This is a genomic window from Methylobacterium sp. NEAU K (assembly GCF_030700285.1).
Taxonomy (GTDB): domain Bacteria; phylum Pseudomonadota; class Alphaproteobacteria; order Rhizobiales; family Beijerinckiaceae; genus Methylobacterium.
In genome coordinates this window covers 76,559-89,476 of sequence record NZ_JAUYZJ010000001.1, presented here as the reverse complement: position 1 = coordinate 89,476, position 12,918 = coordinate 76,559, and the positions used below count along the sequence as shown (strand labels likewise).

The following is a 12,918-nucleotide window of genomic DNA, read 5'->3' as shown; positions in this document are numbered from 1 at the left end:
TGGTGAACCGGTCCTTAAAGAGCGCGGTCGAACTTCAGTTCGCCGCTCGGGCTCTTCAGCACGAGCTGAGAGCCGACCATGTCCCACACCGCCGCCGTGCGCAGGGCGATGAAGAAGGCCTGCTCGGTGGCCGCCAAGCCCTTGTCGCAGCTCTTCTTGGTCAGCGCGAGGGGGCCGACGGCGATGTGCTGCTCCTTGAGCGGGAAGGCGGTGGCCGCAAACGTGTTGCAGCCGCCGTAGCCGCGGGCGCGGTACTGCTTGTCGATGATGAAGCTCGGACGGTCGCCGCCGGTGAACGGCTTGCCGTTGAGGCTCACCGCCGTCCAGGTCGAGTCGAGCGGGAAGATCTTCTCGCTGGCCTTGGCGCCCGGCACGTATTGCGGCTTCTTCTCGTCCTCGCCGCCGGGCCGGCGATTGCCGCGGCCGAAGCCTGTCGCGCCGCCCATCTGGGCCTGGGCCTGCGTCGCTGCAGACAGGTCCACGGCCAGCACGGCACAGGCCAGGGTCGCGATCAGCACAGCTCTCATCGTTCCGCCCCTTCTCGCGCGCTATGCGCTCAGGTCTTCGTCCATCCGGAGGGGCCGCGCCCGGCGCACTTGCCACGCTCGACGCGACCGCGCGCGCCGAGGCTGCCCCGAATCCATTCGCTTGGGCCGATGCGCCAGGATTTCAGCACAATTATGGTCGTGGCACATCGGCGGGCCTCCGGAAACGATCGGCGGCAGATATCGTTGGTGATGATCGCGCATGGGAGGACGACGTGGCAGGATCGGACGAGGGCGGCCAGACCGGGGCGAGCGTACCGTCGATGAGCCCGGCGCAGTCACGCGGCGCACGCGGGTTGCTCGGATGGTCCGAGGCGGACCTCGCCGCCAAGGTCGGCCTCGATGAGCGGTTCGTGCGCGAATTCGAGGGCGGCTATGGCGACCCGCCGAGCGGACAGATCGAGGCCCTGCGCAGCGCGCTGTGTGCGGCCGGCGCGGTCTTCGACGACGGGCAAAGTCCCGGCGTGCACCTCGCGGCCCGGCGGGAGACCGACGAGGGGGTCCGACCCGATGCGCTGACCACCGAGAATGACCGCTAACGGATCGTCCGGCTGCGGACCGCTCCGTCGCCCGCGGGAGCGCTGCTCATGACGCGTTCAGCCGCCATGGCCGATAGCCCGGGGGCTCGACCCGCTCAGGAGCGATCCGTGACCGATCTCGTCAATAGCCAATCTCGGAACGGTGCGCGTTGCACGCCCTTCGCAGCCTCGGCGGAGCCACGCTGATGCGAGCCGAGGCTTTCCTCGCGGCGGCCGACGCGCTTCCGATCGCGCGCCTCGACGCGCTGGTGGCGAGCGGCGGCCTCGTGGTCGTCGCCCCCCATCCCGACGACGAGAGCCTGGGCTGCGGCGGCCTGATCGCAGCGGCGCGCGCTGCCGGCCGGCCCGTCCACCTCGTTGTGGTCAGCGACGGCTGCGGCTCGCACACCCATTCCCGCCTGTATCCACCCGACAGGCTGCGTATCCTGCGCGAGACGGAGACGCTCCGGGCGGTGGCGATCCTCGGCCTCATGGCCGACGACGTCACCTTCCTGCGCCTACCTGACGCGCATGTGCCGAGCGAAGGGCCGGCGGCCGAGGCGGCCGCGCGCGCGGTGGCGCAGGCGGCCGCCGATTGCGGCGCCGGCGCGGTGTTCGTGACCTGGCGGCACGATCCCCATTGCGACCACAAGGCCGCCGCCGCGATCGTCGGTCTGGCCCGTCCGCACATGCCGGGTGTGACGGTCTACGAGTACCCGGTCTGGGGCTGGACCCTGCCCTCGGAGACGGAGGTCGGGCCCGCGCCCGCGGGCCTGCGCCTCGACGTCTCCGCGTACCGCGAGACCAAGGCCAGGGCAGTCGCCGCGCACGAATCGCAGACCACAGACCTGATCTCGGACGACCCCCAGGGCTTCCGCCTGGAGCCCGCGATGATCGCGCGGCTCTGCGGCCCCTACGAGCGTTTCGTCGCGGTCACCGCATGAGCCGGCACACGCAGACTATGCCGGGCGACTACTTCGCCGGCATCTATGCCAGCGACCCGGATCCCTGGCACTTCGCCACATCCGCCTACGAGCGCGACAAATACGCGGCGACGCTGGCCTGCCTGCCCCGGGAACGCTACCGCGCCGCCTTCGAGCCGGCCTGCGCGATCGGCGTGTTCACCCGCGCCCTATCCGAGCGGTGCGACCGGCTCCTGGCGAGCGATCCGGTTCCGAAGGCGGTGGAGGCCGCCCGCGCCCGCTGCGCCGACCGGCCGACGGTGGAGATCCGGCAGGGCGCCGTGCCGGCCGACTGGCCGGAAGGCCGGTTCGACCTGATCGTGCTGTCCGAGTTCCTGTATTTTCTCGCGCCGCCGGACCTCGCAGACCTGGTCCGCCGCGTCGGCGGCGCCACCGAGCTCAGCGGCGATCTGGTGCTGGTACATTGGCTCGGGGAGACCGACTTCCCGCAATCGGGCGACGGGGCCGCCGAGAGCTTCATCGCGCAGGCCGCCTCGTTCGCGGGCGTGCTGCACCAGTCGCGGACCGAGAGCTACCGGATCGACGTGCTGCGCACCGGGACCGGCTCGTGAGCACCGCGGTCATCACCCTCAACAAAGGGCGGGGCGCGCATCTCGCCCGGCTGCTCGAGGGCCTCGGGCGCGGCACGCCCCCCGACGCCTGCATCGTCGTCGAGATCGGCGACGACGACGGCCCCCTGCCGGACCTGCCCTTCCCGGTCGCGCGCATCCCGTTCCCGCAGGCCGGCCTGCCGCTCGCGGCGGCGCGCAATGCCGGGCGCCGGGCGGCCCGGGCCGACACGCTGGTCTTCCTCGACGTGGACTGCATACCCTCGTCCGGCCTCGTCGCCGGCCTGTCGCGGGCAGTCGCAGACCACGACGGCCTGATCTGCTGCGAGATCGGCTACCTCCCGGCCGGCGCGGTGACGGATGGCTGGCGCGAGGCCGACCTGGACCGTCTCGGAGAGCCGCACCCGGTGCGCGCCTTCCCGCCTCCCGGCGCGGTGGCGCCGGCGCCGCAACCCGGCCTGTTCTGGTCGCTGGCCTTCGCGGTGCGTGCCGCGACCTACGACCGGCTCGGCGGCTTCGACGAGGCCTTCTCGGGATACGGGGCGGAGGACACCGATCTCGCCTTTCGGGCGGACACGGCCGGCGTGCCGATCCTGTTCCTCGGCGGCCCGCGGGCCTACCACCAGCATCATCCGGGCTACGAGCCGCCGCTGCAGCACTTCCGCGACATCGTCGCCAACGCCGCGCGTTTCCATGCCCGCCACGGATTCTGGCCGATGGATGGATGGCTCGACGGGTTCGCTCGCCTCGGCCTGATCGACGCTGACCGGTCGAACGGGATCGTGGTCCACCGCGATCCGACACCGGCCGAGATGACCGCCGCCCGGTTGCCGGACGCGCGGCCGTTCTAACGTTGCCGTGAACGGAGTGCGTCGCGGTCGATCATCTGAGCCGCGACGCGAACATGGCTCGCCCGTCCCCGCGAGGAGACGGGCGAGGATGACCCTCACGCCTTCATGGCGTTCGCCTTCTCGATCAGGGCCTCGGCCATGCGGATCGAGGCGATGTCGATGAGGCGCCCGTCCAGGGAGACGGCGCCGCGGCCGGCCTTGGCGGCCTCTTCCATGGCTTCCAGGATCCGGCGGGCCTTGGTCACCTCGGCCTCCGAGGGGGTGAAGACCTGGTTGGCGAGTTCGATCTGGCTCGGGTGGATCGCCCACTTGCCCTCGAAGCCGAGCGCCGCGCAGCGCTTGGCCGCCGAGGTGTAGCCGTCCGGATCCGAGAAGTCGCCGAACGGGCCGTCGATCGGCCGCAGGCCGTAGGCGCGGCAGGCCACCAGCATGCGGTTCTGGGCGAAGAGCCACGGGTCCTGCCAATGGGTCTGGCGGTTGCCGGCCTCGTCCTTGTCGGTGAGCACCGAGAAGTCGGGGTTCACGCCGCCGATCACCGTGGAGCGGGCGCGGGTCGAGGCGGCGTAATCGGCCACGCCGAAGGACATCGCCTCCAGGCGCTTCGACGACTGGGCGATCGCCTCGACATTGGCCATGCCCAGCGCGGTCTCGATCAGCACCTCGAAGCCGATCGCCTTCTCGCGCTTCTTGGCCTGCTCGATCTGGGTGACCAGCACGTCGATGGCGTAGACGTCCGCCGGCACGCCCACCTTCGGGATCAGGATCATGTCGAGGCGCGGGCAGGCTTCGACGATGTCGACCACGTCACGGTACATGTAGTGGGTGTCGAGACCGTTGATGCGGATCATCATGGTCTTGTTGCCCCAATCCAGGTCGTTGAGCGCCTGGATGATGTTGGTGCGGGCCTTCTCCTTGTCGTCGGGGGCGACCGCGTCCTCGAGATCGAGGAAGATGACGTCGGCTGCGGACTGGGCCGATTTCTCCATGAAGGTCGGGTTGGAGCCCGGGACGGCGAGCTCGGAGCGGTGCAGGCGCGGCTTGGCCTGCTGGATCAGGGTGAAGCTCATCGGTGTTTCTCTCTCCTGGTAACGGTTCTGGTGCCGTCGGCGAGCTTGGATGCCCAACCTTCCGGTAACAACATGGGGCCTGTATGGGCGGCCGACAGAGCGGCGAGGGCTTTCCCCTTGGCCCTTTCGTCCCTCGGCGGCTTTCCCCTCCCCCTTGCGGGGAGGAAGGTGCGTTTCAGCCCCTCATCCGGTCGCGCCGAAGCCGACCGCGATGCAGTTGATCGACAGGAGCAGGGCCGACTTGACCTCCTCCCGCCTGTCCTCGTCGGTCTCGGCGCGATAGCGCGCGAGCAGTTCCACCTGCTCACGTCCGACCTGGTTGATGGTCGGGAGCCGGCCTTTCAGCCGGTCGCGGAACAGGGGAAAGCGCTCAGCGAGGTCCGAGCCGCCGCTCACCCGCAGCACCATCTCGCGGGTCAACGCGTACTCGGCTTCGATCAGCGAAAAGATCCGCTCGCGGACGGCGCTGTCGGGGACGAGGCCGGCATAGGCGCGGGCGATGTCGAGATCGACCATCATCAGGGTCTTCTCGACCTCGTCGAGGACGAGGCGCAGCACGCGGGACTCGTGGAACAGGCGGCGCAGGGTCGCCTCGCCCTCCCGGCCCCGCACGTCGACGAAGCTCGCCAGGCCCGAACCCACCCCGTACCAGCCGGTGATCACGTGCCGGTTCTGAGACCACGCGAACACCCAGGGGATCGCCCGCAGGTCAGAGAGCGAGCGGGCACCGAATCGCCGGGCGGGACGCGAGCCGATGTTCAGGAGCGCGATCTCATCGAGGGGGCTGGCGGCCTGGAAATAGTCGACGAGGCCGTCGGTCTGGAGGAACTGGACGTAGGCCGCCCGCGAGGCACCGGCCAGCGCCTCAAGGGCGTCGTCGTGGCCGGCGCCCGCCCGCTCGCCGTCGCCCGCCAGCGCGTGCTCGAACACCGAGGCCGCCAGCAGCTCCATCTGGTAGGCGGCGGTCCCGCGGTTGGCGTATTTGAACGAGACGACCTCGCCCTGCTCGGTGGTGCGGAACCGGCCGCGGATCGAGCCCGGCGGCTGGGCCATGATGCCCCGGTGGGTCGGCACGCCGCCCCGGCTCACCGAGCCGCCGCGCCCGTGGAAGAAGGCGATGCCGACACCCAGCTCCTCGCCGAGGCGGGTCAGCTTGCTCTGCGCCTTGTACAGCTCCCAGTTGGCGGCGATGAAGCCGCCATCCTTGTTGGAGTCGGAGTAGCCGATCATCACCTCCTGCACGCCGCCCTGCCAGCGGGTGGAGCGGCGCACCACCGGCACGGCGAGCAGCGCCCGCATGATCGCCGGGGCGGCCCGCAGGTCGTCGATGGTCTCGAACAGGGGTACGATCGGCAGCGGGCAGATCTCGGTGCCGGCCGCGTCGAGGAACACCCCGGCCTCCTTGGCGAGCAGGTAGGCGCCGAGCACGTCCTCCACCGAGCGGGTCATCGACAGGATGAAGGCGCCGAACGCCTCCCGGTCGAGAGCCTCGCGCATCTCGGCGACGAGCGCGAAGGTCGCCAGGGTCTCGCGAGCGGCGTCGGGCAGGTTCTCGAAGGAGCGGTCCGGGTCCCGGGGCCGAGCGAGCTCCGCCTCGAGCCAGTGCCGCCATGCGGCCGAGCCGAGAGCGGGAGGCTCGGCCTCGCCGTTGCGCTGGTGCCAGAGCGCCTGCAGCGTATCGGTGGTCCGGGTGGTGTTCTCGCGCAGGTCCAGCCGGACCGTGGAGAACCGGAAGATCTCGACCATGCGCCGGACCGGGCGGACGAGGTCGCGGCCGAGCGCCCCGCACTTGGCATCCGCAAGCCCGCGCTCGAGGACGCGCAGGTCCTCGATCAGGCCGTCGGCGCTGGCGTAGTCGGGGCCGGAGGGATGCTGCCCCTCGTTGCGGGCGATGGTCGCCTCGATCTTGCGCAGGACGCAGGAGAGGTACTGGCGGTACGGCTCGCCGGGATTGCGCCGGGTGATGGCCCGGGACTGTCCGCTCTCGGCGAGCTGCCGGTCGAGTTCCTGGCGGAACCCCTCCGGCAGCGGCAGGGAGCGCTCTGTCAGCGAGAGAGTCCGGCCGAGCTCGCGCACGCCGTCGCGGTAGCGCGTGAGCGAGGCGAGCGCGTTGCGGTGCAGGGTCTGCCGGGTGACCGCGGCCGTGACGTAGGGATTGCCGTCCCGGTCGCCGCCGATCCACGAGCCGAACTGGAAGAACGGCGGCACCTGGAAGTCCGCGCCGGGATACGCCTCGGCCAGGGACTCCTCCAGGGTGTCCATGGTCTCGGGCAGCATCTCGAACAGGGTCTCGTCGAAGAAGTGCAGGCCCCAGGCGACTTCGCGCTCGACCGTGGCCTTCTCCAGGTGCAGTTCGCCCGTCATCCAGACCAGTTCGATCTGGTCGCGCAGCTCGTTCATGAGCCCGTTGCGCTCGCGGTCGGTCCAGCGCGGCATCTCCAGCTCGCGCAGCACCAGGTAGATGCGCCGGAACTTTTCCAGGACCGTCACCCGCTTGCCCTCGGTGGGGTGCGCGGTGAGCGTCGGCCGGATGCGCAGGTCGCTCAGGAGCGCCTGGATCTTCTCCGCGGGGACGCCCTGGGCGCGGGCGTCCGCGAAGACCTTGGCGAAGGATCCGCCGAGCGCGGCGCGCCCTTCCGTGCGCTCCACGTGGCGGCGGCGGCGCATCGCGGCGTTCTGCTCGGCGATGGAGATCAGCTGGAACCAGATGCCCTGCACCTGGAGAGCCCGGGCGAGCATCTGCGGCGAGAAGCGCGAGATGTCGGCGGTGCCGTGCAGCACCGCCTCGAGATCGGGGTCGTGGCGGCGGGCCACGTCGAGCAGAGCCTGGAACAGGATGTGGAGGGCCTGTTCCGCGGAGGTGCCGGTGATCACCGGCGGCGCGAAGGCGGTGGCCTCGGCGAGGCCGGGCGAGACGTGCAGGGTACGGGTCATCGAGCCACCTCGTGGCGCACGGTTTTTTCAACGGTCGGCGCGACGCGAGCCCTCCCTCCGGCGGCGGGGGAGGGTGGCCCGTGCGTCAGCAGGGGTTGGGAGAGGAGCGCCGGTTCCGGATAGGTCGCGGCGGGAGCGAGATCCTGCATCGTCGCGCCGCCCTTCTCCCGCCCCGCATCCGCGGGGCACCCTCCCCCGCAGAGGGGGGGAGGGTTAGGAACCTACGCCGCTCGGGCCAGAACATCGGCTACGGTCTGGCCGAAGGAGCCCGGATCGGGCGCGACGGTGAGGCCGTAGGAGCGCATGATCTCGGCCTTCTCGGCGGCGCTGTCGCCGGCCGCCGAGATGATCGCCCCGGCATGGCCCATGCGCCGTCCCTTCGGCGCCGTGAGCCCGGCCACGAACCCGATCACGGGCTTCGACATGTTCTCGCGGATCCAGGCCGAGGCCTCGGCCTCCTGCGGGCCGCCGATCTCGCCGATCATCAGCACCGCCTCAGTGTCCGGGTCGGTCTCGAACAGGGCGAGGTGGTCGAGGAACGACGAGCCGTTGATCGGGTCGCCGCCGATGCCGACAGAGGTCGAGATCCCGAGGCCGAGCGCCTTGAGCTGCGAGGCGGCCTCGTAGCCCAGCGTGCCCGAGCGCGAGATCACCCCGACATTGCCCTTGAGGTAGATGTGGCCTGGCATGATGCCGAGCATCGCCTTGCCGGGCGAGATGATGCCGGCGCAGTTCGGGCCGACCACCATGGTGCGGCGATCCCGCGGGTAGCGCATCAGGTAGCGCTTCACCCGCATCATGTCCTGGGCCGGGATCCCGTCGGTGATCGAGCAGACGAGCCGCAGGCCCGCATCGGCCGCCTCCATGATGGCGTCCGCCGCGAAGGGGGGCGCCACGAAGGTGATCGACGTGGTCGCCCCGGTGGCGGCCACCGCCTCCTTGACGGTGTTGAACACCGGCAGGCCGAGATGGGTGCGGCCGCCCTTGCCGGGGGTGACGCCGCCCACGACGTTCGAGCCGTATTCGAGCATCTCCTTGGCGTGGAAGGTGCCCTTGTCGCCCGTGATGCCCTGGACGATGATCGGGGTGGTCTCGTCGATGAGGATGCTCATGGCGCGGTCTCTCCTCAGCGCTTCTTCTTGGCGGCGTCGCAGGCGTCTACGGCCTTGCGGGCCGCGTCCGACAGGGTGTCGGCGGTGATCAGGTCGAGCCCGCTCTCCGCCAGGATCTTCTGGCCGGCCTCGACGTTCGTTCCGGCCAGGCGCACCACCAGCGGCACGTCGATCTTCACCTCGCGGGCAGCCTGGATGACGCCCTCGGCGACCCAGTCGCAGCGGTTGATGCCGGCGAAGATGTTGACCAGGATCGCCTTGACGTTGCGGTCCGAGAGAACCAACCGGAACGCCGTGGCGACCCGCTCCGGGGAGGCGCCGCCGCCGACATCCAAGAAGTTCGCCGGCTCACCGCCCGCGTGCTTGATCATGTCCATGGTGGCCATGGCGAGTCCGGCGCCGTTGACGATGCAGCCGATCTCGCCCTCCAGCCCGATATAGCTGAGGTTGTGCTCGGCGGCCTGGGCCTCGCGGGGATCCCCCTGCGACGGGTCGTGCATGTCGGCGATGCCCGGCCGGCGGAACATCGCGTTGTCGTCGAAGCTCATCTTGGCATCGAGCGCCAGCACCCGGTCGTCCTTGGTGACGACCAGCGGGTTGATCTCCAGCATCGTGCCGTCGCAGTCGCGGAACGCCCGGTAGGCGTTCATGATGGTCTTCACCGCCGCCGAGACCTGCTTGATGTTCAGCCCGAGCTGGAAGGCGATCTCCCGGGCCTGGAACTGCTGCAGGCCCACCGCCGGCTCGACCACGACCTGGATCAGGGCCTCGGGCTCCTTGGCGGCGATCTCCTCGATATCCATGCCGCCGCGCTGGCTGGCGATGACGCGCACCCGCTCGGCCTTCCGGTCGAGGACGTAGCCGAGATAGAGTTCGCGCTCAAACGGGTCGGCGGTCTCGACATAGACCCGCTGCACCGGCTTGCCCTCGGGCCCGGTCTGGAGGGTGACGAGGCGCTTGCCCAGCAGCTCCTTCGCGGCGTCGCGGACCTCGTTGTAGGTCCGGCACAGCTTGATGCCGCCGGCCTTGCCGCGGGCGCCCGCATGGATCTGCGCCTTTACGGCCCAGAACGAGCCGCCAAGTTCGGTGGCGGCATAGACCGCCTGATCCGGGCTGAAGGCGATGGCGCCTTTCGGGACCGCCACCCCGAAGCTCGCGAGCAACTCCTTCGCCTGATACTCGTGGACATCCATTCGGCGCCTCCTCCGCGGTTCGTTGCCGCCGCTTGATGACGTCTACTTTAGTTGAGTCGAAAGATTACGCCCGTCAAATTTTTTGATCCGCAGCTTCAGGCCGACTTCTTCGCGACTGCAGCACGAATCGTATTCACTATCGCGACGCAACATGCCGAAAAACAGCGAGGCCGGGGCATGATGCACCCGGCCTCGACTGTCGAATCTTTGCCGGCGCCCGGAACGGGCGCCTGGAATGACGGGATCTGGACAGTATCCGATGCCCCGGCGGATCGGCGCGCTCCCCGCTCCTCTCCCTGGACGAGGATGGCCCCCTTAGGGGCTCGGGTGGAGGGCAGCGCGACGGTCCGGGATATGGCTCGCGTTGCGCCGCATCCGGCACCGTCGCTCTCCTCTCCCGACCCTCGCTGACGCGAGGCCCCACCCCCGCAGAGGGGGGGAGGGAGAGCGGCGGCGCGATTCAACCCGCCGCCGGCACCGGTCTCAGTTCACCTTGTCCTTCACCACCGCATAGACCTTCTCGGTGAGTGCGCCGGCGTCGGCGAGCAGGCTTTCCAGCTCCTGCAGGCGTTCGTCGGCGAACTCCCGGTCTTCGATCCCCTTGGCGTTGACGTAGACGTTGAGGGCCGCGCTGCGCAGGCCGGCATAGGCCGAGAGAACCGCTACGCCGGCGTCCGACACGACGTTGAGGTTGCCCTTCTCGGCCGTGATCGCGGCGAGGTCGATCACGGTCCGGCAGGCCCGGCAGCAGGCGAGCGGCACGTCGGTCGCCGTCTTGAGCGCGGCCTGGATCCTCTCGGCGCGCGCCGCCTTCTCCTCGTCGGTGGCCTTGGGCAGACCGTAGGCGCCCATGACCGCGTCGAAGGCCTGGACGTCCTCGCCGATCATGCCGGTGAGTACGACCCGCAGGCCTTCGGACCGGGCCAGCACGTCCTTCAGATCGGCCTCGACCTCAGCGTACTTCTTCTTGCCGATAGTCAGGTTGCAGACCATCGAGACCAGCGCCGCGCCCATGGCGCCGGAGATCGCTGCCGCGCCCCCGCCGCCGGGGGTCGGGTTGGCGCTCGCCAGCTCCGTGAGGAACGTCTGGATGGTCTCGGTCTCGGGCGCGTTGCGATCCGTCATGGGCCTCTCCCGGGTCAGGCCATCGACTTGGCGAGCGCGTAGATCTCCTCGGCGTCGAGCACCTGCTCGGTGCTCTCGAAGAGCTGGCCGACACAGGCCCGATGCAGCTTGAGCTTCAGCCCGCCGATGCCCAGGGCGCCGAACGCCTTCTTGCCGTGCCGATCCTTGCCCTTGTCCATCACGTCGATGCCGCCGATGCCGGTCGGGGGCTGGGCGTTGTAGTCGGCGACGAACTCGATCGCAGAATCCCCGGCCCAGGCCGCCTCCGGCAGCAGCTCGACCCCGATGGCGCCCGCCGTGAACACGAGGTTCGTGCCCTTCACGAGGGCCACCCGGGAGGCCTCGTCCGGCGTCGCGGCCGCCTTCACGGTGACCTTGAAGCGCTTGTTGATCGCGTCCGCGGCCGCCTGCGTCTTGTCCAGCGCGCGCCCGGCGATCGTCACCTCGGCGCCCTCGCCGGCGAGCAGTGCCGCCGAGCGCATGCCGACCGGACCGGTGCCGGCCAGCACGACCGCACGCTTGCCCTGGAGCGAGCCCGCGGCCTTGGCCACCAGCGCCACGCCCGCCGCGGCGGTGGTGTTGGAGCCGTTGGAATCCAGCATGCACGACACCCGGAACGGGCCGAAGAACCGCTTCTTGACGGCCGTGAACAGCTCCTCGCCCGCCGCCATGCTGCCGCCGCCGACGAAGATCGCCGTCGACTTCTTCTCGGAACCGCCGCGGGTGTAGATCGTGCCGTCGACCAGCGCGCCCACGTTCTCGGGCGTCACGCTGCCGTAGCCGGTGATGTGATCGGCGCCGCCGTCGTAGCCGACGACCGTGTCGAACACGTTCGGCATCGGATCGGTGTCGAACAGGAACAGCAGCTTCTTCATGTTTCCTACCTCGGCCCGGGTCGGGCATCATGGGTTTTAAAGACCGTCATCCGTCTTTCCGGGGCCGCGAAGCGGAGCCCGGAATCCAGATGCTCAGGTGGTTCTCAGCCTGCACCGTCGGCGGCTCTGGATTCCCGGCGCACCGGTGGCGCCCCGGAATGTCGGCGCGTAAAACTCGGCGTCGCGCCTACTCGACGACGTTCTGCGGCTTGCCGGCGACGAAGGCCTCGACGTTGTCGACGAGCTGGTCGGCCAGGATCTGCATCGCCTCCTTGCTGGCCCAGGCCACGTGCGGCGTCACGATCAGGTTCGGCAGGTCGGCCTCGCACAGGATGTTGCCGTCTTTCGGCGGCTCCTGCGCCACCACGTCGAAGCCAGCGCCCGCGATGGTGCCGTCCTTGAGCGCGGCCAGCAGCGCCGCCTCATCCACGAGCCCGCCCCGGGCCGTGTTGATGAGGATGGCGCGCTTCTTCATCTTCTTCAGCTCGGCCGCGCCGATCATGCCCTTGGTGTCGGGGGTGAGCGGCACGTGCAGGGTGATCACGTCGGATTGCGTGAGGATCGTCTCGAAATCGACGAGGCCGTCCTGCGGGAACACGTCGTAGGCGATGACCTTCATGCCCAAAGCCTCGGCGCGTTTGCCGATGGCCTTGCCGAGCGCTCCGTAGCCGACGATGCCGAGCGTCGAGCCGGCGATGTCGTAGATCGGGTAGTCGAAGTAGCAGAACTGCGTGGACTTGGCCCAATCGCCGCGCCGCACCGAGTTCGCGTAGGGCACGATCGCCCGGCGCAGGGCGAACATCAGCCCGATCACGTGCTCCGGCACGGTGTTGAACGCGTAGTTGCGGATGTTGACGACCGTGATGCCCTGGGCCTTGGCCTGAGCCTTGTCGACCACGTCGGTGCCGGTGGCGGCCACTGCGATCAGCTTCAGGTCGGGGAGCTGCTTCAGCGTCTCGGCCCGCATCGGGACCTTGTTGATCAGCGCGATCTCCGCGCCCTGCAGCCGGGACACCGTGTCCTCCGGCGTCCAGGTCGACTCGTACTCGACGTATTCGTGCGGGAATTCGAACGGGCGGACCGTCGCGTCGAGGGACTCGCGGTCCAGGAACACGATCTTCTTGGTCATAGATCCCCTCTCGGGCGACGGGCTGCTTCCTCGGGATT

Annotated in this window: 12 protein-coding genes; 4 read left to right on the top strand and 8 right to left on the bottom strand. The window is 69.7% G+C overall.

Annotated elements, in window-relative coordinates:
• Positions 1 to 14 precede the first annotated feature (14 nt).
• On the bottom strand, positions 15 to 527 hold the full coding sequence (locus tag Q8W67_RS00395; RefSeq protein ID WP_305539095.1) for an META domain-containing protein: 513 nt from the start codon (positions 525 to 527) through the stop codon (positions 15 to 17).
• Between the two features lie 233 nt (positions 528 to 760).
• Here Q8W67_RS00395 and Q8W67_RS00390 point away from each other — a divergent pair, with 233 nt between their 5' ends.
• The 4 genes from Q8W67_RS00390 to Q8W67_RS00375 all read left to right on the top strand — a co-directional run bounded on the left by Q8W67_RS00390 (position 761) and on the right by Q8W67_RS00375 (position 3,445).
• A complete protein-coding gene (locus Q8W67_RS00390; protein ID WP_305539093.1) occupies positions 761 to 1,084 on the top strand; it encodes an XRE family transcriptional regulator in 324 nt (107 codons plus the stop codon).
• A 185-nt stretch (positions 1,085 to 1,269) separates the two neighbouring features.
• Positions 1,270 to 2,007, top strand: a complete 738-nt coding sequence (locus Q8W67_RS00385) for a PIG-L deacetylase family protein (protein ID WP_305539091.1) — start codon at positions 1,270 to 1,272, stop codon at positions 2,005 to 2,007.
• Positions 2,004 to 2,597: an SAM-dependent methyltransferase gene (locus Q8W67_RS00380; protein ID WP_305539089.1), complete on the top strand. Its 594-nt coding sequence runs from the start codon at positions 2,004 to 2,006 to the stop codon at positions 2,595 to 2,597. Before Q8W67_RS00385 ends, Q8W67_RS00380 begins: the two co-directional genes overlap by 4 nt.
• A complete protein-coding gene (locus tag Q8W67_RS00375) occupies positions 2,594 to 3,445 on the top strand; it encodes a glycosyltransferase family 2 protein (RefSeq protein ID WP_305539087.1) in 852 nt (283 codons plus the stop codon). Before Q8W67_RS00380 ends, Q8W67_RS00375 begins: the two co-directional genes overlap by 4 nt.
• Positions 3,446 to 3,540: 95 nt before the next feature.
• Here the strand turns inward: Q8W67_RS00375 and Q8W67_RS00370 are convergent, their stop codons facing one another.
• From Q8W67_RS00370 to Q8W67_RS00340, 7 genes are all read right to left on the bottom strand, one after another.
• Positions 3,541 to 4,512 carry a CoA ester lyase gene (locus Q8W67_RS00370; protein ID WP_305539085.1) on the bottom strand — a complete coding sequence of 324 codons (972 nt, stop codon included), beginning with the start codon at positions 4,510 to 4,512 and terminating at the stop codon, positions 3,541 to 3,543.
• Positions 4,513 to 4,695: 183 nt separating this feature from the next.
• Positions 4,696 to 7,446: a phosphoenolpyruvate carboxylase gene (locus Q8W67_RS00365; protein WP_305539083.1), complete on the bottom strand. Its 2,751-nt coding sequence runs from the start codon at positions 7,444 to 7,446 to the stop codon at positions 4,696 to 4,698.
• 221 nt (positions 7,447 to 7,667) lie between these two features.
• Complete coding sequence (sucD, locus tag Q8W67_RS00360; protein WP_305539081.1) at positions 7,668 to 8,558, bottom strand: succinate--CoA ligase subunit alpha; 891 nt, start codon at positions 8,556 to 8,558, stop codon at positions 7,668 to 7,670.
• 14 nt (positions 8,559 to 8,572) lie between these two features.
• Positions 8,573 to 9,751, bottom strand: coding sequence for a malate--CoA ligase subunit beta (locus Q8W67_RS00355; RefSeq protein ID WP_305539079.1), 1,179 nt, complete (start codon positions 9,749 to 9,751; stop codon positions 8,573 to 8,575).
• Positions 9,752 to 10,234: 483 nt separating this feature from the next.
• Entirely contained in the window at positions 10,235 to 10,876 is a 642-nt protein-coding gene (gene fchA, locus Q8W67_RS00350) for a methenyltetrahydrofolate cyclohydrolase (RefSeq protein WP_305539077.1), read from the bottom strand.
• Positions 10,877 to 10,890: 14 nt separating this feature from the next.
• Entirely contained in the window at positions 10,891 to 11,751 is an 861-nt protein-coding gene (locus Q8W67_RS00345) for an NADP-dependent methylenetetrahydromethanopterin/methylenetetrahydrofolate dehydrogenase (RefSeq protein ID WP_305539075.1), read from the bottom strand.
• A gap of 187 nt (positions 11,752 to 11,938) precedes the next feature.
• Positions 11,939 to 12,880 carry a D-2-hydroxyacid dehydrogenase gene (locus Q8W67_RS00340; protein ID WP_305539073.1) on the bottom strand — a complete coding sequence of 314 codons (942 nt, stop codon included), beginning with the start codon at positions 12,878 to 12,880 and terminating at the stop codon, positions 11,939 to 11,941.
• Positions 12,881 to 12,918: the final 38 nt, after the last annotated feature.

Bases quoted from the DNA above. Each gene is read 5' to 3' on its own strand.
- Q8W67_RS00395 (WP_305539095.1), bottom strand. From the start codon at position 527: ATGAGAGCTGTGCTGATCGCGACCCTGGCCTGTGCCGTGCTGGCCGTG.
- Q8W67_RS00385 (WP_305539091.1), top strand. From the start codon at position 1,270: ATGCGAGCCGAGGCTTTCCTCGCGGCGGCCGACGCGCTTCCGATCGCG.
- Q8W67_RS00380 (WP_305539089.1), top strand. From the start codon at position 2,004: ATGAGCCGGCACACGCAGACTATGCCGGGCGACTACTTCGCCGGCATC.
- Q8W67_RS00370 (WP_305539085.1), bottom strand. From the start codon at position 4,512: ATGAGCTTCACCCTGATCCAGCAGGCCAAGCCGCGCCTGCACCGCTCC.
- Q8W67_RS00365 (WP_305539083.1), bottom strand. From the start codon at position 7,446: ATGACCCGTACCCTGCACGTCTCGCCCGGCCTCGCCGAGGCCACCGCC.
- sucD (WP_305539081.1), bottom strand. From the start codon at position 8,558: ATGAGCATCCTCATCGACGAGACCACCCCGATCATCGTCCAGGGCATC.
- Q8W67_RS00355 (WP_305539079.1), bottom strand. From the start codon at position 9,751: ATGGATGTCCACGAGTATCAGGCGAAGGAGTTGCTCGCGAGCTTCGGG.
- fchA (WP_305539077.1), bottom strand. From the start codon at position 10,876: ATGACGGATCGCAACGCGCCCGAGACCGAGACCATCCAGACGTTCCTC.
- Q8W67_RS00345 (WP_305539075.1), bottom strand. From the start codon at position 11,751: ATGAAGAAGCTGCTGTTCCTGTTCGACACCGATCCGATGCCGAACGTG.
- Q8W67_RS00340 (WP_305539073.1), bottom strand. From the start codon at position 12,880: ATGACCAAGAAGATCGTGTTCCTGGACCGCGAGTCCCTCGACGCGACG.